The following is a 26,529-nucleotide window of genomic DNA, read 5'->3' as shown; positions in this document are numbered from 1 at the left end:
TTAGAAATTATTGCGTTATTAGCTATATGTTTTCAAAATACTACCTCTGATAAAGGGTTTTTATATTCATAAAAAAAGAGAATTTGAAACTAATTGATTAAACCCATTAAATGGCATATTAGGTTCTAGACTTAAAAATGGATTAATACCTTCTTCTTTGATTTTTTTTATGGCATTTTTTATTATAGGAATAAAAAATTGAAAATCAGAAAAATAAGCAGGTAATTCATAATTATAACTTTTCTCGGGATGATGTGTAAAGGAATTTACTAACAGTTTTGAAAATATTGCTTTTAAAATTTCAAAAAGGCATGGTATTTATAAAAATTAAAGTTATAATATTTTTACAAACATTGCTGTTATATTTTTCATTCAAACTTTCAGATAAATTTTGAGCAATTAGTTTTTAAAAAAATAATGATGTTTCAGCAGTTTTTGGAATTAAATGGTCTGTTGCTTTTTTAATGAAAGGTATTATTTTAGGGTTAATTTTTGGCAAAACATCGCAATCAAAATAATAACCTCCTTGCTTAAATAAAATCTCATAACGCAATATATCACTAGCAGCGGGAAAATGTTGTCGCAAAAGCAATTCTTGTAAATATATTTTGTGTCGTTGTTTTTGATTTAGAAGGAAAATATCTTTATTTTCAAAAAATTCATTTTCAGTTACTTTAATTTTATTAATATTGTTTAAGTTTTTAAAGGTTTTTTCATGAATTATACTTGCCTCTTCAATAATTTTATCGATTTCTTTTTCTACCATTCATTTATTTTGTAAAATAAATTCTTTAATATTTTGATCAATACTTTTTTGATAATCATAGTTTGTAAAAAAATCATCTTGAAAATTAATAATCTTCTCTATTTGTTCTCTAATGGGGGTTACTCTATCTCAAGAACTTTTTTCTTTAATTAGTTCATTTAAGGTTTTTATTAAATAACCTTCAGGTTCATAATAAAAATTTATTTTTCATTTTTCATTTGTTTCAGATCAAATTTTTAAATAATCACTGACATTTTCAGATATTACTCCAATTCAAATAAAATGAATTATATTTTCTTCATCGTTTATTTTTATTGGATTCTTGTCAAGGAAAGCATTAATTTTTTCAAAAAATTCTTCTTCTGTAAAAGTCAAATTAGGGTTCTCATAACATTTAAAGAGAATGATTTCCTTTAAAATATTGTGATTTAGATAATACAATTCATTTTTTTCTAAATCAGTTAGAACTTCAAAATCGAGAAGTTCCCAATATGCTTTTAAATATTCAATTCTTGATTTAACCATATTAAGAGTAGGAATATTTTTCTCACTGCTAGTTATCATTTCTAAAATTAATGTTTCAAATTCTAATATATAGTTTTTAGTTATATCTATATCAATTATAAACAGATTGTTGCTCATGTTATATTCCTTTCAAAAATGCAATTTTTATATTGGACCTAGCTAAATTTTTATTTAATCAATAGTAAAAAGCAACAAAACTTCCCCGTTACCCATTTGCAGAAACTTATATTTACTATGATAGTAGCACCACTAACTTTTTATTTCAATAATAATACCTTGTAATAGCTAATGTTTCATAAACTAGATCATGGCTTATTTTATTAATGATTTCATAACCTATTTCAACAAGTAGTTTACCAACAGGTTTAATAAATTTTTCTATTTCATAAATTTTTTAGGTTCTAATTCTTGCCCATTAAATCTACGAGCACCATGTTTTGTTAAGAACTCTATTAAACTCTTGTTAAAACCCATTGTATAATCTAATGCACTATAATGACCAGCAGATTCTGAATCAATTTTTATACCTTCGTAGTTACCTGTTACTAACGTGAAATACTTGAAAAATTCTTAGTTAATTGTTCTATTAATGTTCATAAAGACACTTTTCTTGCTCTTTAAATAAAATCATTAAGCTTAAGAACAAAAAAATACTTGCCATTTATAAACATAAATAGTTAAGTATTTCAAATACAGTTCTTAAGTTTAATAATATTATAAACTAATTATTATTAATATATTAAAATTATTTAAGTTATTCATCAAGTATTATTTAGTAAATTTAAAACTAATATTATTTAATAGTTTTAAATTTACTGTTAAAAATTGTCCCATTCATATTTACAATTTGGGATTAATTCTGATTAATAATACTTAATCAAATAATCTGGCTATGCACGACACATGAACTGATTTTATTAAAAACAAATTTTTAGTTTAACTACATATAAAAATTGTTATCAATTAAAGCTTAAATTTTTGATAAAAAAATAAAAATAAAACATTTTTTAACAATAATGTTTTATAATTATAATTGATATTAAAAAATAATATCTATTTTAATATTTGTTTTTTTAAAACTTTTTTAAGCTTATTTAAGTTTAGAAAGTTTTTTGTGCTTAAATTGCATTTTTTAGGTCCATTTTTTTAATATTTTAAAATCATTATCAAATCTACTAATATCTCGTATTAAGTTAGGAGTAATAATATGAAAGATACATATGCCTCTGTTCGCTTAGCACAGAAACCTGACAATGCTTTTGCTTGCCATCGTTGTGGAAGAATTATTTTAATTGCTGATTTTTTAGAAGCAAAAAATATTCAATTAAACTGTAATCGTTGTGGTTTTAAAAAACATGTAACAAAAATTAAAATTGAAAAAAAAGAAGAAACTAAAAAAACAATTACAAAGTAGTTTCCTGAATTATAAAAATGAATCCTAATATAATTAGGGTTCATTTTTACAAGACTTCTAGACAGTTGAGTTGAGATAAGTACTTTGTAAACCTTGATATAACTAGAATCAGCAAGAACTTTTAATAGTTGCTAACATTTGATTTTTGATCCTTGAAAGAGTTTAAAATCATGGTTTTCAATTAAGATATCTTCAATTCCATAACTTATTCCAATATTCTAACATCATTAAGAACCTATCTTTTAATGTAATCTTATTAGGAGCATCGTCACTTTTTTCTTTTTTGTGTCTACTTTATTATAGGTGATTACATCTTATTAAAAGAACTAACCATGCCTTTATTTTTATTATAAATGTTCACCTCACACAAGAGATCTATTTAATATTATTTAATTTTAAATAATTTTGATAGTACTTCTCTACTTTTTCTCAATTAATAACTTGTAATAGTGCTTTTAAATATTCTTCACGATTATCTTTATATTGCAAATAATAAGCGTGCTCTCAAATATCTAAAGCAATAATAGGCGTCATATTTAAAAATCATGGATTATCTTGATTAAATGTTTTATATAACCTTAACTTTCCAAGATTATCAATAACTAGTCATGCCCAACCACTACCAAAAATTTCCAGGGCTGTATTAATTATTCCCTCACTAAATTTCTCATAAGAATCAAAACGCGCAATAATCTCTTTTCCAATTTGTGATTCACTGTTAAATGGTTTACCCTTTCCTAAAATTGAAAAGAAAAAATTATGGTTTATTAATCCACCCCCAAATTGACGAATATTACTTTGTAATTTTTTCACATTACAATTTTCTTTATTATCACATGTATCCTCTAATTTACAATAGTTACTTAATAAATGATTTAATTCACCCTTAGTTTCGCAATTATAATTAGCAAAAACTTTTGGATGCTTATCCAGAATCCCTTTTAAAGACGTTAAATACCCACGATGATATTTATCATAGTGATATTTCATCGTTTCTTTAGAAATATAAGGTTCTAGGGCATCATAACTATAAGGTAATTCGATAATATCTATTTCATATTTAGGCATTTTGTGCTCTTTCTCCTTCTTTATACATTTCATGCTTTATTGTGTATTTATACTAAAATAATACAATAATAACAAGTTTATTGCCAAGATTTATCACTATATGTTATACTAAAAACTGATGAATTAATTAATTTCGAATAACAAGGGAGTGATTTTCTTGAAACAAAGCTTATATGGTTTTAATAAAAAATCTAATCAAATTAATGTTTCTCAAAACAATAATATCACACGTAAAATTAATGTAAATGAAACTGATAAGATTAATGAATATAATTTGCAAAAAACAGCAAAAAAGGCTATTTTTATTGATAAATTTACTTCAAAAACACTTACAAGTGATGAAAATTACAGTTTTAACTTTAAAACCGCCAAATGAAGTTTAACTATTATTTATATTGTTTCCTTTATCGCCATTCCCATTTTATATAGTGTTATTAAAGCCTATGCTTTTCATAATAATACTAATTCTTTTCTTGATATTTTTATTTACTATTTATTACCAATTTTGGGTCTTATTGTCTCATTAGGAATTGATAGCCCAACAATGATAAAAAAAGGGGGTTGAGCTGCATATACCCATTGTATTTTCGGATTTATTAGTATGATTTTTGTTTCCATTTTCCTAATAGGTACTAAACTTATTTCAGGAAAAAGTAATGATGTTAATTCATTAGCAACCATGTTCTTAATTCAACAACTATTCCAACTACTAGGGTCTATTTTAGTGATTACATTTTGTAAATCATTACGCGCAAGAATTATAGCAACAATTAAATGCGCTAAACTTGATTTAATCACATGAATTACAATCTTTGTTGTAATAGGGACAGTCCTTAATGTATTAATTAATTTAATTCCCAAATTTACTAGTATTAATTTTTTAACTGACAATGATAGTTCAAAAAATCAAGATACTTTAAATTTATTAATGAAATCACCATATGGCATTTTTAGTTTAATTCTTGGTACAATCTTTATCGCCCCTTTAAATGAAGAAATATCATACCGCCATGGCACATTCACAATCGTTCGTTATCGTTGATTAGGATATGTTGCATCATTAATTTACTTTCCATCAATGCATGTAATGGATGGTGGCGATTGAAATCATATCTTAGGATACTTAGCAATGGGTGCTTTATTACCGCTCCTATTTGTAATAACACGTGGTAATGTTACATACACTATTGGCTTACACGCCTTTTCCAACATCTTAGCTACTATTTCTGGTTTTATTAAATAACCCTCAAAGGAGAACATTCATGACAACACTAATAATCACTGCTAATGATGCAGAACAAACTTTAATCAACTATTTTAAAAAAGTTTTTAAAACTTCCCCGCTCTCGCAAATTTATCGTTTATTTAGAACCAAAAAAATTCGTGTTAATGGTAAACAAATTACTGACTTTAAATTTCGTTTAACTGAAAATGATAAGATTGATATTTATGAAAGTAATTTAGCAGTTAACTATAAACCAGAAAAACTTGCCAAAGAACCACCCATTGATTTAGTATATGAAGATGATAATTTCTTAATCGTTGATAAACCTCATAACTTAGTAGTTCACCAAACATATGGTTCTAACCTTGATACAATGGTTCGTTACTACTTACAACAAAAAAATCCTAAAGCGCCAAGAGAACAAACTTTCACTATTAGTCATCAATATCGTTTAGATAAACTAACAAAAGGATTAATTATTTATCCTAAAAATAAAATAACACAAAATGCTTTTTATGAAGCTAACCAAAATGGTAGTATTATTAAAAAATATCTTGCCATTTGCAAAGGGCAACTAACAAAAACATTAGACATTTCTGGTTTTATTACTCATGATGAAGATGAAATGAAAATGATTTTTAACATGGAATCTTATGAACAAAGCAAAAGTTGTACTACTATTTTTACTCCCTTATTTATGACAAAAAATTTTACTTTAGTTGAATGTCAATTAATAACAGGACGAAAACACCAAATTCGCGCTACTTTACAATTTTTAAACTTACCAATTGTTGGTGATACTAAATATGGTTCGACAATTACATCTCCTCAAAAGATTGCATTATATGCTTATTATTTAGGCTTTAATGATTTAACAGGAAACTTATCGTATTTAAATGGGAAAGAATTTATCTTAAAAGAACTAATTCCTGATTTAATTAATCAGATTAAAATAGAAAAATGATAGAATTACTTTATACTAAAGTGTAGATTGGGTGAAGGTAATGTCAACTAAAAAAGGTATTTTTAATACAGTTATTGGAGTTATCATGACAATCGTCATTTCAATTCTCCAGTTGACTTTCCTTTATATTACTGCCAACACCTATGGTGCACAAATTAACGGACTGATCCGTGTTATTATTTCCTTCTTGACTTATTTGAGTTTAACAGAAGGTGGACTTGGTTTAATTACCATTTTTTCTTTATACCGTCCTTTACAAAATGACGACTACGAAACTGTTAATGACATTATTAATACAACAAGAAAAAACTACCAACACTCAGGAAAAATCTATTTAATTATTCTTGTTAGTGCTGGATTTTTATTAGGTCTTTCTAGCCAGTATGTTCCTAGTTTAGGTTTAAGAATGGATATTCCCTTCTGACAAATTGCCTTAATTATCATTTCTTTAGGTTCTCGTGAACTAACATTTTTTTATTTCAGTGGTGCTTATCAAAATTTAATTCAAGCTGACCAAAAAGGTTACCTAAACCGTTTAATTTTTATATTTTCAGAAATTATTATGTACATTCTAATTATTACATTAATGGTTATTAGAGCACCAAATAATGAACCAATTAGTATGTACATCCCGTTTTTTGCCTACTTTATTTGTGGCTTGCTAAAAGTATTTGTCACTTATCTAGTAGTTAAAATTGAATACCCATGATTACAACATAAAAAATGAACACAACAACGACGTATGTTAAAACAATCATGATGAATAGCATTAAATCGTTTACCCGATATGATTATTTCCAATGTTGATATTATTCTCATTACTTTATTTTTATCACTAACCACAACATCGATTTATGCTATTTATTTAATTATTGCTACAACCATGCGTTCGATTGCTTTAATTCTGATTAGTTCCTTTCGGGAAGTGTTTGGTTATTGAATTGCCAAGAGTGGACGAATTCGATGGACCGTCTACACCAAATTTGAACTATATGCTTACATGATTGCTGGTTTCTTATTCATTAATCAGTTCATTATTACTCCTTATTTAGTGTCAACGTTAGGAGTACCCCTTAGCATAGATGCTACTCATGCTAGTGAGTTTAAATCATCAGAAGGGTTATTTACTAATTTATTTTTAAACCAACCGTGATTTATCTTATTATTTTCTTTAAAAAATACTATTCAAGTAGCAACAGAACCAGGAAAAGTTATTGTTAATGCTACTGTTAAACATAAAGAAACGATTTGAGGTTCTTATATCCAAGCTATTATTAATGTTAGTTTAGGTGTTATTCTAGGTTGAACATTATCAAGTTATGGTAATCGTGGCCATGATTATCAACTTTTAGCCCTTGCACTATATATGATTATTTTAGCTAGTTGTCTTGGATGAATTTATCGTTTAATTTCGATTTGGGTTTATGTATGAAAACATTTAACTTACAATAGTGATTTACGATTTATTATTCAAAATACCTTAGTTTTAATTTTACCGATTTTAATAGTTGTCTTATTTGGTGTCATTTATTTTTTTAAACTATACCCACCAAATATTGATTTCCGCGATGTTAAGTTTACACTAGAAGTCACTGGTTATTCATTACTTTACTCAGCACTACTAATTTTGGTTCTTTCCATGACCATTAACTTCCGGCAATTTTGATCAATTTTTAACTTTAAAAAGTTCTTTAGAAATCTATTTGCTCGCAAACGAAAACAAAAACATTTTATGGATCAAGAAGTCCAAGCATTTTTCAAGGATACTAATAAAAATAAAAATGCTTTTACTAACAAAACTTTTGACTGAACAGTAACTTACCAAAATACCAATATTAACATTGATGATTTTATTGAAAAAGAATTACTACGAAAACAGGAACTAAAGCATGATACTAACAAAGAAAAAACTAAAGAGCAAGAAGACACACTACGTGTTGGCGTTTATAAAATTAGAGGTTAATGAATTTAAGGAGCAAACTACATGCCATTGAATGAATCATGAATCATAGAACATATCGTTGAAGAAAAATATTTAGATTTACTAAAACGCAATTATCCGCAACATGATTTACAAAATTTATTACTTTTAAATATTGATTTACGTTTATTATATTTAAAGCATATTTTAATGATTGAAAATTCATTAAAATATGCGCTATTACAGCAATTACTAAGTGATAATATTCAAAATGTTAATAATACTACCTACTTGAATCCTGACCATTTAGAACAAATGAAAACGGCTTTACATTTAATTCGCGCTGGTTATAACAAATATGGACGCAGTGGTGTTTTAAAATCACGTACCATTCGTAGTTTATTAGAAGTTATGTCCTTTGAATGAACTATGAGTTTACTCCAAACTTTAAATCATAAAAGCATTGCTAAAATTGCTCATTACTTTGGAATTAAAGATTTCAATGATCGTAAAATTTTACTAGAACAATTAGAATACATTAAAGATGTTCGCAACTACTTATCTCATAATTTTAAAGTTTTAGGTGTCCAGTTTAAACATAAAGAACGTTTTGCTTATTACGAACAAGCCTTAAATGCTACTAATGAACACCATTATTTACATTTATTGATTGACCGTTTTTCAAGTAAAAACGAACTATTACCACGATTCAATAGTGATTATGAAAAATTATTTAAAAACTATGAAGTGAAAATTCACGATTGTGTTAAAGAACAAACAGATACAAGAGTTCAATCTTAATAAGATTATTATCTATGCTCAATAATGAAAACATAACCTTTATAAGATAAGAACCAAGCATTAAATGCTTGGTTCTTGATAGTTATGTATTTATAAAGGTTTTTAATCTAAACTTAATGATCCACTACTAGTATTAATAGTATCTCCTGCTGTAGTATGATTGATTGCATCTGTTGGAAAGTCTTCATCAGTTTCCATAGGAACACTAGTAATATCAGATCCATTGTGACCATCAACTTCATCATAAGAATCAATTTCAATCTCCTGAGGTTGATGTGACATATTTGAAGATGAAGAAAGATTTTGGTATGGTCCTGAGTTTGGTATATATCTTAAACCATGACCTTGACTTAATATTATCCCAATACTTTGAGATTGAAGGTTTTCTTCACTATCCTTTATAAGTTTTAAATATTTAGGAACAAACATTTTTTTATTTTCAAGAGCTTTTTTAAACAACTGTGCTATTTGCCCTTTATCCGTTTTTCCACTATTTGTTTGCCTAACGTCTGGAAGTAATAGTAATTGACATGCAGTCAATCCTTCCTCATTTGATAGTTTTAAATCAATTTCTTTTGATTCTAAAAGCACCTTTATTACTGACAACTTAGCATAAAATATTGCACAATGTAAAGGAGTATTACCCTCCTCATTTTGAGCATTTATATCACCTTTATTTTTTAAAATTAATTTTAACATTTCAGGATTAGATCTATATACACACTCATGTATCACAGTATCACCTTCATTGTCTTTAGAATTAATTTGCCCAGGAGTGATAGAAAGTAAATATTTTGCTATTTCTTCATATTTTTCAACTAATAAAATTCTATTTATAGAATTAGTATTAACATCAAAGGAAATCTCTTTTAATAATTCCTTAAACATATTATCAAATGAACGTATTCATACTTCTCCTTTTAATGGTACTCCGGTTTTATCATGTGTACTAGATCCTATAATTGCGATTTGTAAAGGAGTTCCATAATCTTCCATTAATTTATTTATTGATAAGGGATTTTTTAATTTTTCAAATAGGGCTTTCATACCATTTATATCGCCTGACATTGCTGCTACATGTACAATTTTTCTATATTTAGAAACTTTTATCATTTCTTCTAACCGGTTACTATCAATTTTTTCTAATAAAAAAGGTATGATATCGGGGTTAAAAGAATTAGTTTCTACAAAATGTTTTGCACTATATTTAAAAGCAGATTCTAAAAGAGAATATACAAGCTGATTTTTCTTAGCACTAATTTCGTCATCTTTTAATAAATCAAACAAAAACGTTAATATTTCAAGTTGACCATTAGCAACAGCAACATGAAAAAGATTATCTTGCTTTTTCTCATCATCCATAAGTTTTGAAATAGTTCAATAACTATCATATTTTGTTTTTAACATTTTTATATAATTAATATTTCCTTCTTCAATAAAACGTTTTGCTACTCTAAAAATTATTTTATCTTTAATTTCTTTTAAAATACTTAATTCAAATAATTTTTCTAATTTAGCTGGAAAATCGTTCGTAAATAACCATTTAGCACAATTAGAACTAATTTCTAAAGTTAGTTCGTTCGACCTTGGACCTATGAAATCATTTAGTTTTTTCATATATAATGAGAAGTATTCTAATTGTTTAACATCTTCATGTTTTATCTCATCAGGTTTATTTGATAATTCTTGTAATTCATTCTTTAAAGAAGCAATATCAGTTAAGGAAACTATTGCTTTGTCAACAAGTTGATTATTATTAATATATATTTCTCCTACTTTATTTATTGTTTGAATACGTTTTTCAAGTTTTTCTAAATCTATTTTGCTTTCCACAGGCATATTTTTCAATCTCTCTTTATCTAAAATATTAATTTAACAAAAATAAAACCCAATATAGAAAAATATCTATATTAGGATTGAACTTTTATTAAATTATAATTTAATAATAACACATATTATTTAAATTTGTAAAAAATAATAACACTCACTGACTTACTCAATAATTAAATCACTAACTATTAAATTAAAAACATTTAAAAATAATAATTAATATATTTATAATTCAAGTATGAGTAAGTAAAATTATTATTGGTCTAAATTTGACAAAAGGTAACAGGTAAGAATGACTTTTTCATTAACTACCTTTTTTATGAAAAAAGTAATCCTATTTGCTTGTAGTTTAATGTTTGGATAAATTTTTTATAGTAATATCGATTACTATTACCAAATTATCTGATAATAATGCCTGACCTGACCTATCTAACTAAAAATAATTACTATGAATCGAGGATGGAAAGAAAACTTTCTATCCTCTCTTTCTTTTATAAGAATTTCATAATATCATTATCAGTAACAGTCTTATTAATTTTACCTTGTCCTAAAATTGGTGTACCACCACCCTTACCATCATAGGCTTTCAAGATTTTTTGTAAAATTACATTACTGTGATATTGTTTATTACTATGTAATTCTTTACTTGATGCTACTAAGATTAAACTTTCTTGCTCATTATTTTTATTAATAAAAATAATGATAATATTTTGGTACTGATTACGATAATGCTCCATTAATTCACGTAGTGTTTTAACATCTAAACCATTAAAATTAGCAATTAACAGTTGATATTGTCCTTTAAATACTGGTACTAAATTTAAATGTTGTTTTAAAACCATAGTTCGTTGTAATTCTTGATTATTAATTTGTCATTTTTTAAATAAACTTTGGAGTTCATTAATTAATAATTTACCATTTCGTCAATCAATAATGCAGGGTTGCAGTTTACTAATAGTTTTGGCAATGCTTTCGATTGTTAAATCTTGATTAGTATTATTTTTTAGATTTTGATATTGATTAAATCAATTAGCACTCTCTGTTTGAATTGTTAATAATTGTTTGCTTAAATATTCATTAATAGTTTGATATGATGTTAAAGCATGAACACGGTATGAACCAGAACCTTTTGATTCAATATTAGTAATTAATAATTGTTCTACTTCTTTAGTATTATGACAGTGTGTTCCGCCACAAAGTTCAATTGAAAAATCACCAAATTTAATCACACGCACTGTTTCATCATATTTTTCACCAAAAAATGCTAATGCTCCTAGTTTAATTGCTTCATCATAAGCACAATGAATAACTTCACATTTGGTTTTACTTTTAATTCAAGTTGCTACTTGTGTCTCAATTTGTGCTTGTTGCTCAGGAGTAATATTTTCATAATGACTAAAATCTAATCGTAAATATTGGTAATTATTAAAACTTCCTGATTGCATAACATGTTGTCCTAATACTTTTCGTAGCGCAGCATGTAGTAAATGCGTTCCAGAATGATTTTTACGAGTATCCAAACGATGATTGCTGTCAATTTCTGCTACTACTATATCAGTAGTTGTTAGTGTTCCTGTTACTGTTACTTGGTGGATATGTTGCTTTTGTGGTCCTTGTTGGACATCGCTAACATAGGCACTACTATTAATACCTTTAATGAATCCATCATCTGCTGCTTGCCCACCTTTTTCAGCATAAAAAGGTGTTTCTTTTAAAATTAGAAATCCAGTTTCATTTGTTAACTTTGTCACCTTTTTTTCATCTTTAAACATAAAATTAATATTAGTTTTAGTTTGGTCATGAGTATAGCCAATAAAAGTAGAATCAACTTTTAAATTGGTTAACAATGAAGATTGAATTGTTAATGCTTGATGGTAAGAGCGTACTTTTCTAGTATTATCTTTACTATTTTCTAACAGTTTTTCAAAACCTTTTAAGTCAACAGTAGCATGCATTTCTTGCGCCATTTCTAAAGTTAATTCAATCGGGTAACCATAAGTATCAAATAGTTTAAAAGCACTCACTGCATCTACTTTTTTCTGAGTTTTAATAACTTGTAACAACAACTGTTTTCCTGTACTTAGCGTTGCTCAAAACTTAAGTTCTTCATTTTTAATAATAGTAGTTACTAAATCAATTTTATCATGTAATTCATAGTAGTGAACACCCATTACTTTCACAATTACTGGTACTAGTTTGAATAAGAATGGTTCATTGATACCTAACTTTTGACCGTAAACAACTGCTCGTCTAATTAATCGTCTTAACACATAACCACGGTCTTTACTACTTGGAAAGACACCATCACTAATAGCAAAAACTAAGCACCTAATATGGTCAGCAATAATTTTAAAGGCAGTATTAATGGTTTTTTGTTGTGGTTGATTAGTAAAATAATTGTTAATATCATATCGAATATTTGTTAATTTTTCACAATTATGAATAATATTTTGAAATAAGTCAGTATCAAAGTTAGTAGGAACATCTTGTAAAATAGTTACTAGTCTTTCTAAACCAGCACCGGTATCAATATTTCTGCGCAGTAAGTCAGAATAGTTGTTTTTACCATCATTATTAAATTGAGAAAAAACAATATTTCAAATTTCAATATAACGATCATTTTCCATATCGTCTTGTAATAGTTTAATCCCAATATTTTTTTCATCATATTTAATACCACGATCATAATAAATTTCGGTATTGGGGCCACATGGACCTTGTCCCATATCTCAAAAGTTAGTATCTCTTGTTCCTTTAATAATATGATCTTTTGGTAACTTAATAATATTTAATCATAAATCATATGTTTCATGGTCTTCACTAAAAACTGTTACATAAAGTAAATTAGGATCCAAGTTTAATCATTTTTTACTTGTTAAGAACTCTCACCCTCAAGTAATAGCTTCAACTTTAAAATAATCACCGATCGAAAAATTACCTAACATTTCAAAAAAAGTTTGATGTCGTGCTGTAATTCCGATATTTTCAATATCGTTAGTTCTAATCGCTTTTTGTGAGTTAACTAGTCGGTTAGCAACTGGAGTACTACGACCATCAAAATATGGTTTTAAAGTAGCAACTCCTGAGTTAATTCATAATAATGATGGATCATCATTAGGAACTAGCGAAGCACTTGCTAAAACATGGTGGTCATAATTTTTGAAAAAATCTAGTCATGTTGTTCTTACTTTATCTGTTGTTCATTTTGTGCTCATAATTTTCTCCTTAAAATAATAAAAAACGTTCCTTAATTTAGGAACGTTTAATTGAACGCGGTACCATCCTAATTCATTTATTAACTTAATAATAAATGCTCTTAATTGTTTTATTAAATATGAAAAATTAGGAGCTTCCCACTAATATTAGTTAAGTGCTTACACTGTCCACTCTCGCTGTTATATAACTTAATGATTATAATGGTACTTATCTAATTTAAGATTAATATTTTACATATTAATTTCTGTACTAATATTATCTACAAATTATAAATATTGCAAGTAAAATTATTAAAAAGGAATGAATAAAAACAAGGGCGTAATACATAATTAGTAAGCAACTTTATTCAACATCTATCGGATGAAAAAGTTCAAATTTATACTTACAAAAATATTAAATGATAAAATTTTAATACCACTGGATACCACTGGGGAAAAGGTGAGAAGATTTTTTTAATTTTGTAGAAAAGTAGTGATGGACTAATTTTTTCCATCACAGCATATGTATAGAATTCAAGTTAATTTTTGTTGATTTATAAAACTTTTTAGTGTCAATTATTAAAATAGCACTCTATCATATATCAATATTTTTGTTATAAATTAAAAGAAAATTTTTAAATAATTAAAGAAAGAGGAGGAATAGGTTGAATGAACAAGACATCCTTAATTGAATAGGTGCTGTTGCTAGTCTCAGTATACTTATTTTTCTATTATTATTTTTAGTAATAGTATTTCATTAAATTATAAGAATAAAAGTAAAGTTAAAAAAAATACTTTGTTCAAATGTTTTTAATAAAATTACAGAAATAGAAGCACAATTAGCAGTAGGTATAGAAAAATATTTTCAAGAGATTTTTATAAAAGATGTTGATAGGCTTAGTTAATAGTAGATTATTATCAAAAATAGATAATAATGGCAAGTCTACTATTAATTATGAATATTTAGGTGAAAATACCATTAAAGATTTTTGAAATCAAGTTAATAAACCTAGAAAAGGTGTTAGATGAAAATGAATACTTATATTTTATTTCATTGCTTTCACTCTCAGGTCATACTAATGAGCAAATTAATAATTTAGTAAGCTATCCAAATAAACATAAAATGACTAAAGAAGAAATTCAAATTAATAAGTTAATTAAAATAATACAAGGAGTTATATAATGAAAACAATTTTTATTACGTATTATCATGCAAGTGAACAAAAAGAAAAAGATGAATTATCAAAATTATTTACAGAACTTTATAGTGAATATTTTGCCTTGAAAGACATGTCTGTAAAGACACATAATATTGATACTAAGTTGCCTGATAGAAAAGCATTTCAAATTATCAGAGAACACTATTTAAAAGATACAGATGTTACGATAATTATTTTAGGAAAATATACAAAATATAGACGATTCGTTGATTGAGAAATTGCAACTTCATTATCAATTTATGGAAGTTTGGGTAGAAGAAAAAAGTGAAATGACTTAATAATACTTTTAACTGATGATTTTATTGAACAAGAAAAAACAAATCCTGTTTTTGATGGTAAAAATTATAGTTCTTTGATTTATGAACAAAACTCTGGTCAAAGAATTTATGATAATGTAATAAATGGCTATGCCACTGTTGAAAGTTTTTCACATATGTATTCAAATCCTGGTAAATTAAAAAAATTAATTGATAAACCACAAGATAATTCTAAAAAAGGTATTAGTCCAAACAATACATCCCAACTTAAAACTAAAAATGAAGAAAAATGTCCATTTGAAGAAAGTAAATTTAAAATTAATGAAGTTAATAACTTAACTCAACCTGAGAACAGCATCAATAGTAATGAGAAATTGACTAAAACTGGTAATGCTGTATAAGATAAAAGATAAGAATTTATTAAATAACATCCATTTCAGAGAAAATTTTTAAATATTAGCATATTTATAATAAAAATTGGTTAGGAGTTTCAATAATGTTAGACGTTATTAAAAAAGATGATTTTATAAAACGATACTCAAAAATGATTTTGCAAAACAAGGTAGCAGTTTTTCTAGGGGCTGGAATAAATGTAGAAGTAGGTTTACCTACATGAATTGATTTATTAAGAGACATTTTTGAGGACTTAAAGTTAGAAGTTAAAGAAAATATTGATTTAGCTTTAATTGCTCAGTTCTATATAAACGAAAAGGGATCAGAAAGAGAACTATTAAATATAATATCAGAAAAAATTAATCTACAGAATAAAAAGCCAGGAAAAAATTTAACTTCACTAACTAGATTACCAATTCAACAATTTTGAACAACAAATTATGATGATTTATTAGAAAAAGCCTTAAATAATGAAAATAAGAAATATGATTCTATTTATAATAAGAAACAATTTTATACTGCATGTAGAAAATATTCTATTTTTAAAATTCATGGCGATATTCTTAATAAAGAATATCTTGTGTTTTCAAAAGATAGTTATGATTTATATGAAAAAGATAGGAAATTTTTTTGAGATAAACTAAGCATGGAATTAATTAATAAGAATTTTTTATTTATAGGAACTTCAATGGAAGATACCAATTTAAATCTAATTTTAAGTAAAGTAAATATGAATGTAAATAAAGAAGATAAAAGTGAGCATTTTATTTTTTTAAAAGATATAAAAGAACATCAAAAATTTGAAAGAATGTTCTTACAACATAAAATCAAAGATTTAAAAACAAGATTTAATATAAAGACAGTATTGTTAGAAGATTATTCTGAATTATCGGAAATTTTTAACTCAATAAATAGTTTAATCTTAAGAAAAAATATTTTTATCTCAGGTGCAGCTTATAGTTATAAGGAATTTGATAATGAAATTAATAGCAAAACATTTTTATACAATTTGGCAAATGAATTATGTAAAAAACAGAAAAAAATAATTAGTGGTTTTGGTTTAGGGGTTAGCGATCTTATTATAAGTGGTGCAGTTGACTATTCTAAGGATAATGGAACAAATTTAGAAGAAATTTTAGATGTATGACCATTTCCACAACAATCAAAAAAACATGATATAAATCAAATTTGGAACGATTATCGTAATAAAATAATTGAAAAATCAGGAGTTATTATATTTGTTTTTGGTAATAAATTTGACAAAAAACATAATAAAATAATAAATTCGCAAGGAATGATGGAAGAATTTGAAATAGCAAAATCACAAAATAAAATAATTATACTTATAGGTTCAACTGGGTATATGAGCAAGGAAATTTTAGATTTAATTATAAAAGATATAAAAGATTTTAAGTATTTAAAAGATTATTTGACTATTCTAAAATCAGAAAAAGACTACAAAAAAATTGTTAGCATTATCGTAGAAATTTTGAATAAAAGAAAATAGCCTTTAATAGTGTTATTTTAAGCGAATTTTTTGCAAATATTGGAAATAAATAACACCAAAAGTTTTTTCTTATCAAGAAAAGGTAGTTTATCATTACAATTATGGCATATCATCTTTAAATAGATTTTATTTGTTACTAACTAATTAGTATTCAATAATTAACAGTTTCTTAACTAATTCTGTGAAAGGTAAACCCGAGAAGTAAATTTCATAGTTTATGTGTCTGATTTTTATTATTATAATGCTTTGTTTTTTCCAAAAAATGGAATCATTTTAAATAAAATTTTACGTAAATATTACTAACACCCTTAAAAGGACTTAAAAATGATTTTAGTCTGCTACGTAAAGAATCAATTTTTTGAAGTTTTTTATTTTCTTTTTCGTTACTTTTAATAACAATATGGGTAGCGTTTTTGTGTTCTGAAAAAACTTTATATGTCAATTCAGCATCAGAAAATATTAATATAAGATCTTTTGTATGTTTCATTAATTTTTTAATTGATTTTTGTTGATTTACTCTTCCAAAACCATTAATTTCAAAGAAACTATTATTATTTTCATCAATTCTTGTAAGAATGCAAGTTTGAAATCTTGAAATACCTCTTAAATTTTACATAACACTAAACTATTGATATTGTAATAAAAAACCTTCATTAGTCACACCTTCAGTAAAAATAGCCATTGTATTTGATACAGATCTAAACTCTGAAATAGATATTTTAGTCATTGGTACTAAATTATTATTTCAATCATTAATTTTAGTAGTATCAAGTAAGAAATTTTCATTATTACTAGTTAACACTATTGTTGTGTTTGACAAAACTCCTACATATGAATAATTAGTTAATTCAGTAAATCCATTACTAAACTTAGTAGCATCAAAAAAATATGATTTACTATTATCCCCATTGGAAGCAATTGCTGTTGTATCAGAGATACGATAAAAATCAGTAATATTTGTTTTTAAGTCTAATAAACCTTTACTACTATTATTAACTTTAGTAGCATCAAATAAGTAAGATGTATATAATCAGTATCAGTAGTTCCTCATTCTAAAACAGCTGTTGTATTTGATAATTTATGATTTTCTCTATATTTGCCTCCTAAATTAACTAAACCTTTACTAGCATCATTAACTTTAGCAACATCAAAGAAATAAGTATTGTCAGCACTAGTTGGAACCTGAGTAAGGGGTATTTTTGTATTTGACAACACACAATGCTACCTAAAACTCTTACTCCTAAATCTATTGAAGTTTGACCAACAGCATAAAAAAATGTTGTTGTTCGGGTAATAAATAATGCTGTTGTTTTTGATAAAACTTCAACATTACCTAATTCGTTTTGCAAATCAACTAGGTTCTTTGTCAGTGTATTATAAAAATAAGCATTATTAGTAGCTTTTTGTTCAAGAAGAACTGTTGTTGATAGTTGAAAAATGCTTTTAATTTTTATTCCAATATCTGTTACTGTTAAAGTTTTTGGTGTTTCTGGTGTACTTTTATTATTCTCACAACCTATAACATTTAAACTTAATGGAGTACTAACAGTTAAAACTGCTAAAAGTTTTAATAATTGTTTCATATAAAATCATCCCCTTATAATCTCATTTTTAACAATCTAAATGATTAGTTCTTTACATTATATCAAATAAAAAAGTGTTATTTATTTATTACATTCTCTACTCAGGAATTTAGAGATAACCCTTTCACAAAAAGATGGATTGTATAATCCACCTTATTTACTATCCATTTGTTTAATTATAAAAATGTTTCACTAGTAAAAATCTTGCACTAAATTATCAAAAAGAATTTCTTGAAACTTCAAACTTATAAAATGAAAAATAAAAATATAAGCAATAACAACTACTAATTTAGTTTTATAAACATTAACTTTTGACATTGGCTTTACTAATCATGATCCAATATAACTACGATCAATTTGTCTTTTTTTCAATCTATTAATGTTACATTTAAAACTGTCTGATTTAATCGCCAAAAACTTATGAAATCACCACAATTAGCAAAATCACAATATCCATTTAAAAAACTTAAAGGTACTATCCAAATTGATGAATCGCTTCTTAAAGAGATACACAAAGGTAACTTTAAAAACCCAGATGATCCAAGAAAAAAACATCTGGAAGAAAATAGCAAAGATTTAAATTGCTGTGTCGAAATGGCAATTAATAGTGATAACATATATGCTCAATCAACAAATACCAAAAGATTAAAGAAAAAATAAGTCCAAGAAAATTTAACTAGTGAACTCATTGAAGAAGGTTCAATATTAGCTTGTGATGTGCAAACCTTATATGACGTAAGTTATAAAAATTTAAATAAAGTTAGCAAAATATAACCAAGTTTAAAAGAATTTATTACTCATTATCATGAAATAGGATTTACCAACATTCAACAATATCCTCGACTTATGAAAATTTAAATATTAGCACTATGGATTAACGTATTATCAAAAATCTGTCGTATTGTACTTTGCTAAAGAAAAAATAAATGATATATTTACAAGAAAATTTTCAATAACTATTATTGGTTTTAAAAATCAATGGTTAATAATAAAAAAGGTAGGGCATGTTTTATTAATGTTTATTTTCGAGATTCACGAATTTTTAAGTGGTATGTTATTAAAAATAATTACATGATAATAAAAACATTTATAGTATGATAAATTCTTAATTTTTGAAAATAAATAGGTAAAATTAAATTATTCAAAGATATAGAATTATTTTTGAAAATGAATTTGATAAGGAGTAACAACAATGAAAAAAATATCAATATCATTAATTATTGGTAGTAGTTTTCTAACTAGTATTGGCTTACTAATGTTAAAAGTATAAGTATTTTCGATGATATTTATCATCATAACTTGATAAGTAAGCCCAACTATAAACAATATGCCACCAATATCACTAAAGAAGTTTTGGCACTACCACAAGGTGATAATGATTGACATCGTCAAATCGAAAATATACTTTTAACTCATTCACAATTTACACCGACCGGAATTTTTGTTACTAAAGGATCAAAGGTTATAATTCAATTTCCAAAAGTTGATGATAACAAATTTAGTATTTTTATTGGACAATGAGGAGATTATGCTAATTTAAATCATGGTCAAAGTTTGTCACCAAAAGAATATCAATTAACTCCTGAAACCAACATAATTATTTCTGAAACTGAAGGTATGTTGTATTTAAGCAATAAAACTGAAGATAAATCGTTTCAAGTTCAAGTTAACGTAGAAGCTGGCATAAATGTTCCAACTTTTAAAGTTGATGAAACTAGTAATCAAAACTTTTTAGAGCAACTTCAACAATGAAGTGAGACACTATTTGTAGAAATCATTGGTAAAAATGTTTTTGGTACTTTTCAAATGTCACTAGCGAAAGAACTTTGATTAAAAAACGATCCTAATACTTATAATATTAACTATACAGTTCAAAACTGAGATAAAGTTTATGAAATGTCTAATCATATTAGTGGTCTTGATTTTAATTATGATGGTGTTGCTTTAAAACATCATAATTTAATTCAAATTGCTAATCCCGATAGTGGTGTTGGTTATGCTTTTGCTACTAATAATTATATTGGTTTTCAACAAGATACAAATGCAGGGAAAGATTTATTTCAATATAAGTCTTTAAATGATTGATGAGCACTTTGACATGAAATTGGTCATACTTATCAAAATCCAGGTTATAAATTTGATGGATTTACTGAAGTAACAGTTAATATTAATTCTTTTTCTATTCAAGAACAATTAGGATTTAAAAATCGCGTTTTTGCTAGCCCTGATGTTGTCAATGCTATTAAAAATTTTATTAAATCTCCTAATCCTAATAAAAGTATTGAAAGTTTAGATGATTGAGGTAAATTAGGTCTATTTTTACAATTACATATGGCTTATGGTAAATCATTTTTTCCGTCATTAAATCAAATGTATCGATTATTGAACCCTGAACAAAAACCAAAATCTAATGAACAAAAATACCAATTATTCATTGAAATGACTTCTAAGTTAGTAAATCGTAACTTAACTCCTTTCTTTGAAAAATGAGGAATTAAAGTTTCAGATAATACAAAGAAAATTGTTAGTCAATATCACAATTTAACAGTTAAAATTTGAAATAATATTTTTGATGGCCATATTGAAAATAATGCGATTGTTGATTATATTTTACCTGATTATCAAGTAGTAAATGGACCAAAAGTTGATAGCACTGTGCCAATTCGAAATTTACGGTTTGGACAATCAGTTACTGCTCAACTTGCACAGAAATATATTACCAATATGAGTGCAGATATGACATTTGATACTCTTTCGCAAGTTGATTGAAGAAATACTAATTATTCTAGTAATAACTCTTATTTTGCAATTAACGTTAATCAGCCTAATAAAATTGGTAATAAATATATAATTCCAAATAAACTAATCCTTGATAGTAGCGTTAAAATACTTGGTCTTGGCAATGATTTTCATGGAATTTTAAACTTAGATGTAACTAATCAAAAGCTATTTTTTGTCGGTATTGGTTCTGAAATTCATCTTTATTTTAAAGATGAAAAATACGTTGGAATTCAGGTATATGATGATAACAATCAACTTATTTATGATAAGAGTGTTAATGGTGATGAAAATACTTTAAAATTTGAAGATTTAAATAATTTTACTTATCATAATAATTATCAAATTCACTTTTGATTTGCTGAACCTGGTGTTCGTGGACAATATTTTAGTAATGGTAATTGAAAGCAAACTAAGCAAAAACTTAATAAATTTATTATTAAAGAGAATAATTTAGTTAAAATTTAACGGTTAGTTATTCAAACAATATTACGGCAAAATCGAATTCAAAATGTGCCGACTTACTAGTTGATTATTTAAATAATGAAACTCATATTGGTACAAATCTAATTAAAAGAGAATTTTTTCCGTTAATTGTTGTTCTTAGTAATTATAGGCGCTCTTATTGATTGAAAGTTATTGATAACTTTTGAAATCTTAAAAGTGAATTTTTTGCTGAAGCATTTGATGAATGATTAATTTGTCTTTGTAATTGATGGCTTCTCCTAGATTTCCTATTTTTAACTATTGATGAGTAATCGATCAAAAATACCCTAAAATTTCCAAAAGAAAATTAAAAAAAGTGTTTATTAAATTTATTAAAACTTGTTCTTTTGAGTTAAGAAAAATAGATAATTTAAATGATAAAATCACAATTATTCACTTATTATTTAAGGAAAAAAATATTGATAAAAAATATAAAAAAGTAATTGAAAAATTTAATAATCCTAAATTATAAATTCAACTGATTTTATCATCTTGACTTTAATCAAGATTAATACTTTTATTTTTTAAAAACGTTATTTACAGAATAAATCCAAAATGATAATTTAAAAATTAGAACATTAATTGACCACCCTTATCAAAAATATGCCGTGTTGTACTTTGCTATATAAAAACCCAAAATTCAATAAGATTAAATCTTAGGTCTTGTTGGTACCTTTTTTATTTTCCCTTAATTTCTCTACAAAATTAAAGAACATGCTACTAGTGTCGATAATGTTAGTCTTTTTTAATATTACATTCTACGTGCATTGGTTGAAGGTTTTGTCAATTGTTATTACTAGAATTACCATCTATATGGTCAATATTTCAAACAAAAGCTGATGTTGGTTGTTCACCTTGATATGCACCTTTTATCATTGGTAAGCAGCATCATGGACATGGTGCTTGCACATTTAATGTCCAAAATTCAGATAGGCCTTTAAATGAAGAATTCATTTTCTTAGTGTAATTATTTCATATTTTTTCTTTTTCATGTTTTTCTCATTTTTTACGACGTATCACTATAAATTAACCCCTTTCGTATTCAATTATATACTAGAATATAAAAATATTGCAATATTTTTCATCTTTTTTATATTAACGGCTGTATTTATAGTTTGTGATAGTTAACGTGCTAATAATCGGTTGTAAACAGTTTGCATATAGGCATCAAAATCACGATGGTATAAACCATTGAAGAATCCTAAAGGATTATTAGCAGGATTGGTTATTTGACCATCGCTAGGAGTATATACGTGTTTTCAAATGGCTTGAGGATAAAGCACGCTAACTTCATCCATTGCTGCTTGTAGTGGAGAAGTATAACCAAATTCGCTGCTTAAACTTATTTGTTGGTTTTTATCCATAATGTAGTTTATAAATTTGAATGCTAAATCTTTGTGGGGTGAATCTTTACTAATAACCATATCATCATTTCAAATATTAGTTCCCATGTAAGGTCTGATTGCTAAATATTTGCCATCTAGAAAAGCAGTATTATCTCTAATAGCTGATAATAAATCACCATTATACATCATGGCAATATCTCAATTATTAGACTTAATTTCGTCGACAATATTATCATTTAGTAGTTTAGTATTACTATTTTTGATAATTGGCGATAATCAAGTACTAGCATCATCAATTTCAGTCTTATTATGGGCATTAATATTATCGTGGAAAGTATTATTGATTTGGTTATTATCGCCAGTACCTGTATTTTCTCCTCATTTATTTTTGTAATGTAAATCAGTTAGTGCTGTCATAAATAAGTTGTGCATATCATCATTTAAAATAATATTCTTGTTTAAAGTTGCTGCTGTTTGTAAAACACTTCATTGGGCTTGGTCAGGGTCTGTGATACCAAGGTCAGTTAAATTATTAGGATTAGTAGCATTAATAACCATGACCACATCACCTCAGAAATAAGGGATACTGTAATCATTTAAACCATTAGGACTTACTGTTCCATCAATTGTTTTAACTTGATAGCTTTGCATTAAATTATATAGTTCAGTGTTAATAACAGTCTTGGGTGTAAAGTTTAATTTACCAGCATATTGAGTGTCATTAAAGTTAATAATACGATCTTCACTTGCTAGCTTTGCTACTAAGTAATCACTAGGGACCATTAAATCATAGTTAGTAGTGTATAGTTTTGCATATAACGATTCATTATCATCATAAGTTGTATATTTAACTTTTACTTGATATTCTTTTTCAAATCCGTTTAAGACTTCGGGACTAATATATTCACCTCAATTAGCAATTGATAAATCATAAAGGTTAGTATAAATATAGAATGCACCAAGCCCAATGAATCCTGAACCTAATAGAATGCTAATCATAATCATTTTTCATGGTCAAACTAAGAAGTGGTATTTATCACGAATTGCTTTAGAACGTTCTTCTTTCAAAATTTTTTTAGCACTAATTTTGCTTTTTATGTGGTTAATTCAAATCATTTCCGTTTCGATTTTTGCTTCTAGTTTTAAGATATGGGCAATTAATTTAGGATTTTTAGCAATGCGATTTTCGGCATTGCTAATATCTTGTTCAGTAACTAGTTCGAAATTATTTTCCCGATAAGGTGATTTACGATGTTTTGATTTCACTTTTTTGGTATTAAAATTATTTAATTGTAAATAACATTTAGTTAATAGTTTTTCATTTTTAGTTATTTTTTGATTGTGATAAATGCTTTTAGTAATTTTTTCATTACGTTGTTTAATTTGTTTTTTAACAACGACATAACCATTTCATGAAATGATAGTTAATGTAATTAAAACAATAATAATGGTTGAAAAGGCGTTAATATAGGGTTTAATCCGTTTTAAAGAATAAATAAAAGTTGAAACATTTGAAGTATTACCCCCTGTAAAATAAGAAATTAGGAAATCATCAAAACTCATAGCAAAGGCAATGGCAGCACCAGCAATAATCGCTGGTTTAATTGTTGGTAAAACAATTTTTCGTAGTGTATATCAAGGCGAAGCGCCTAAATCTTGACTTGCTTCTAATTGTGAAACATTAATTTGTCTAATCTTTGGTAAGACAGTAATAATAACATAAGGGATATTAAAAGAAATATGGGCTAAAATTAGAGTTCCTAAACCAAAACTAAATCCTAAAGCCATGAATAACAACATTAGTGAGACCGCAGTTACGATATCGGCGTTTACTAAAGGAATATTAGTAATTCCCAGCGTTAAATTACGAGTTAGTTTACGGGTTTTACTTAAACCTAATGCCGCAAAAGTACCAATAATGACAGCCACAAAGGTTGAAATAAACGCAACAATTAACGTCACACTAACTGATTGCCACAATTGGCTTTGAGCAAATAAATCAGCATAAGCATCAAAAGAAAAGTAACTTCAACTACGAACTGAATCACCACCATTAAATGAAAAAGCCATCAACACTAAAATGGGTGTGTAAAGCAATAAAAAGATAATAGCTAAATAACTATTTTTGAAAAAATTTTTCATTAGGCTACACCTCCTAGTTTTTTACCTGTGGCTCAACGACCAACAACTTTTAATGTAAAAATAATAATTAAAACAATAATCCCAAGAATAACTGAGATAGCAGCACCATAAGCAAAATTAGCACCACGATAGAAATAAGACTCAATAATATTGGTAATTAAAATCGTTTTTCCTTCTCCAATGTATTTAACAACTACTAGTGATGTCATGGCGCTTAACATCATTAATGTGAAGCCAGAAACAATACCCGGTACTGAGAATCGGAAGGTAACTCTTCAGAATGTTTTTCAAGATGAAGCACCTAAATCTTGACTTGCTTCTAATAAACTGTGGTCAGTTTTTTCTAAAGAGTTATAAATGGGTAATATCACAAATGGCATAAACATGTAAACCATGGCTAAAATAATTCCAATTGGCGTTCCTAATAAAATATTAGGTCCTAAGATACTGAAAATAATTTGTAAACCAATGGTTCTTAATAAAATATTAATTCAAATTGGTAATGTTACTAGAACTCAAATATTTTTTGAGACAATTTTTGTTGACATAAAAGCCATAATATAAGCAATAGGATAACCAAATACCACAGCAATTAATGTCGCAACAAACGAGTATCCAATGGAACGTAGCAGCACCATTACGAAACTATTTTCTTTGAAGAAATCATTGAAGTTGCTAAAAGTGAAACGGAAGATTCAAGCATTGTTAGTAGCTTTAATAATTGAATATAAAATAACAATTAATAAAGGTAAAACAATTAAAATTACCATTAACACCAAATAAGGATAAGAAAGTGTTACTCATGATTTAAAACCAAAGTTTACTGATTTGTCTTTAATTTTATTTTTAATTTTAAATCAGTTTGTTTTGCTGTTTTTTAATCATAGTGGTGGATTTTTCTTTTTAGGTCGGTTAGTAGTTTTAGGTTTTTTGGTAGTTAGATTTTTAAATTTAAACCAAGATTTGATGTTAAATGTTTTTTTATTATTTGTTGGACGAATAACAACCAGTAGATTGTTGTTTTCATTATCTATGGGATTAATAGGATTAGTTTCAGTAGGTTCAAAAATAGGAGTTGGGGCTTTGTGTTTTTTAAATCACTTTTTCAT

The 26,529-nt window shown here is 26.2% G+C and carries 21 protein-coding genes; 10 read left to right on the top strand and 11 right to left on the bottom strand.

Annotated elements, in window-relative coordinates; all coding sequences use genetic code 4:
• Positions 1–406: 406 nt before the first annotated feature.
• Complete coding sequence (locus AAHM98_RS05390) at positions 407–1,408, bottom strand: TcdA/TcdB catalytic glycosyltransferase domain-containing protein (RefSeq protein WP_342275871.1); 1,002 nt, start codon at positions 1,406–1,408, stop codon at positions 407–409.
• 1,090 nt (positions 1,409–2,498) lie between these two features.
• On the opposite strand from AAHM98_RS05390, the gene AAHM98_RS05385 reads away from it, so the two are divergent.
• Complete coding sequence (locus AAHM98_RS05385) at positions 2,499–2,705, top strand: hypothetical protein (protein WP_342275870.1); 207 nt, start codon at positions 2,499–2,501, stop codon at positions 2,703–2,705.
• Positions 2,706–3,080: 375 nt separating this feature from the next.
• On the opposite strand, the gene AAHM98_RS05380 is transcribed toward AAHM98_RS05385, so the two are convergent.
• Positions 3,081–3,773 (bottom strand): superoxide dismutase, encoded by a 693-nt coding sequence (locus AAHM98_RS05380; RefSeq protein WP_342275869.1) that lies wholly within the window; start codon positions 3,771–3,773, stop codon positions 3,081–3,083.
• Positions 3,774–3,930: 157 nt separating this feature from the next.
• Here AAHM98_RS05380 and AAHM98_RS05375 point away from each other — a divergent pair, with 157 nt between their 5' ends.
• The 4 genes from AAHM98_RS05375 to AAHM98_RS05360 are packed head-to-tail and all read left to right on the top strand — an operon-like array spanning position 3,931 to position 8,684.
• Positions 3,931–5,016, top strand: a complete 1,086-nt coding sequence (locus AAHM98_RS05375; protein ID WP_342275868.1) for a CPBP family intramembrane glutamic endopeptidase — start codon at positions 3,931–3,933, stop codon at positions 5,014–5,016.
• A 19-nt stretch (positions 5,017–5,035) separates the two neighbouring features.
• Positions 5,036–5,965: an RluA family pseudouridine synthase gene (locus AAHM98_RS05370; protein WP_342275867.1), complete on the top strand. Its 930-nt coding sequence runs from the start codon at positions 5,036–5,038 to the stop codon at positions 5,963–5,965.
• A gap of 37 nt (positions 5,966–6,002) precedes the next feature.
• The gene (locus tag AAHM98_RS05365; protein WP_342275866.1) at positions 6,003–7,925 is read left to right on the top strand and encodes a hypothetical protein; all 1,923 of its coding nucleotides are present in this window, start codon (positions 6,003–6,005) and stop codon (positions 7,923–7,925) included.
• A 21-nt stretch (positions 7,926–7,946) separates the two neighbouring features.
• Complete coding sequence (locus AAHM98_RS05360; RefSeq protein ID WP_342275865.1) at positions 7,947–8,684, top strand: Abi family protein; 738 nt, start codon at positions 7,947–7,949, stop codon at positions 8,682–8,684.
• 102 nt (positions 8,685–8,786) lie between these two features.
• Here the strand turns inward: AAHM98_RS05360 and AAHM98_RS05355 are convergent, their stop codons facing one another.
• Together AAHM98_RS05355 and alaS are read right to left on the bottom strand one after the other, a co-directional pair.
• Entirely contained in the window at positions 8,787–10,523 is a 1,737-nt protein-coding gene (locus tag AAHM98_RS05355; RefSeq protein ID WP_342275864.1) for an ankyrin repeat domain-containing protein, read from the bottom strand.
• 482 nt (positions 10,524–11,005) lie between these two features.
• Positions 11,006–13,729, bottom strand: a complete 2,724-nt coding sequence (alaS, locus tag AAHM98_RS05350) for an alanine--tRNA ligase (RefSeq protein ID WP_342275863.1) — start codon at positions 13,727–13,729, stop codon at positions 11,006–11,008.
• A 1,161-nt stretch (positions 13,730–14,890) separates the two neighbouring features.
• On the opposite strand from alaS, the gene AAHM98_RS05345 reads away from it, so the two are divergent.
• Together AAHM98_RS05345 and AAHM98_RS05340 are read left to right on the top strand one after the other, a co-directional pair.
• Entirely contained in the window at positions 14,891–15,586 is a 696-nt protein-coding gene (locus AAHM98_RS05345; protein WP_342275862.1) for a TIR domain-containing protein, read from the top strand.
• A 95-nt stretch (positions 15,587–15,681) separates the two neighbouring features.
• A complete protein-coding gene (locus AAHM98_RS05340) occupies positions 15,682–17,085 on the top strand; it encodes an SIR2 family protein (protein WP_342275861.1) in 1,404 nt (467 codons plus the stop codon).
• A 625-nt stretch (positions 17,086–17,710) separates the two neighbouring features.
• Here the strand turns inward: AAHM98_RS05340 and AAHM98_RS05335 are convergent.
• The 3 genes from AAHM98_RS05335 to AAHM98_RS05325 form a co-directional block, all read right to left on the bottom strand.
• Positions 17,711–18,136, bottom strand: coding sequence for a hypothetical protein (locus AAHM98_RS05335; protein WP_342275860.1), 426 nt, complete (start codon positions 18,134–18,136; stop codon positions 17,711–17,713).
• Positions 18,137–18,197: 61 nt separating this feature from the next.
• On the bottom strand, positions 18,198–18,668 hold the full coding sequence (locus AAHM98_RS05330) for a hypothetical protein (protein ID WP_342275859.1): 471 nt from the start codon (positions 18,666–18,668) through the stop codon (positions 18,198–18,200).
• Between the two features lie 192 nt (positions 18,669–18,860).
• Positions 18,861–19,040 (bottom strand): hypothetical protein, encoded by a 180-nt coding sequence (locus tag AAHM98_RS05325; protein ID WP_342275858.1) that lies wholly within the window; start codon positions 19,038–19,040, stop codon positions 18,861–18,863.
• Positions 19,041–19,088: 48 nt separating this feature from the next.
• Here AAHM98_RS05325 and AAHM98_RS05320 point away from each other — a divergent pair, with 48 nt between their 5' ends.
• Positions 19,089–19,328, top strand: a complete 240-nt coding sequence (locus tag AAHM98_RS05320) for a hypothetical protein (RefSeq protein WP_342275857.1) — start codon at positions 19,089–19,091, stop codon at positions 19,326–19,328.
• 495 nt (positions 19,329–19,823) lie between these two features.
• On the opposite strand, the gene AAHM98_RS05315 is transcribed toward AAHM98_RS05320, so the two are convergent.
• On the bottom strand, positions 19,824–19,994 hold the full coding sequence (locus AAHM98_RS05315) for a hypothetical protein (protein ID WP_342275856.1): 171 nt from the start codon (positions 19,992–19,994) through the stop codon (positions 19,824–19,826).
• Between the two features lie 27 nt (positions 19,995–20,021).
• On the opposite strand from AAHM98_RS05315, the gene AAHM98_RS05310 reads away from it, so the two are divergent.
• Complete coding sequence (locus AAHM98_RS05310; RefSeq protein ID WP_342275855.1) at positions 20,022–21,914, top strand: M60 family metallopeptidase; 1,893 nt, start codon at positions 20,022–20,024, stop codon at positions 21,912–21,914.
• Positions 21,915–22,161: 247 nt separating this feature from the next.
• The gene (locus tag AAHM98_RS05305) at positions 22,162–22,404 is read left to right on the top strand and encodes a hypothetical protein (RefSeq protein WP_342275854.1); all 243 of its coding nucleotides are present in this window, start codon (positions 22,162–22,164) and stop codon (positions 22,402–22,404) included.
• Between the two features lie 263 nt (positions 22,405–22,667).
• On the opposite strand, the gene AAHM98_RS05300 is transcribed toward AAHM98_RS05305, so the two are convergent.
• The 3 genes from AAHM98_RS05300 to potB form a co-directional block, all read right to left on the bottom strand.
• Positions 22,668–22,952: an HNH endonuclease signature motif containing protein gene (locus tag AAHM98_RS05300; RefSeq protein WP_342275853.1), complete on the bottom strand. Its 285-nt coding sequence runs from the start codon at positions 22,950–22,952 to the stop codon at positions 22,668–22,670.
• A gap of 104 nt (positions 22,953–23,056) precedes the next feature.
• Positions 23,057–25,420, bottom strand: coding sequence for an extracellular solute-binding protein (locus tag AAHM98_RS05295; protein WP_342275852.1), 2,364 nt, complete (start codon positions 25,418–25,420; stop codon positions 23,057–23,059).
• Positions 25,420–26,529 carry a spermidine/putrescine ABC transporter permease gene (gene potB, locus AAHM98_RS05290; protein WP_342275851.1) on the bottom strand — a complete coding sequence of 370 codons (1,110 nt, stop codon included), beginning with the start codon at positions 26,527–26,529 and terminating at the stop codon, positions 25,420–25,422. The genes AAHM98_RS05295 and potB overlap by 1 nt, the downstream gene beginning before the upstream one ends.

The organism is Spiroplasma endosymbiont of Nebria brevicollis, from assembly GCF_964030895.1.
Taxonomy (GTDB): Bacteria; Bacillota_I; Bacilli_A; order Mycoplasmatales; family VBWQ01; genus Spiroplasma_E.
The sequence above is the reverse complement of the archived record's forward strand: the minus strand, read 5'-3'. Positions and strand labels throughout refer to the sequence as shown.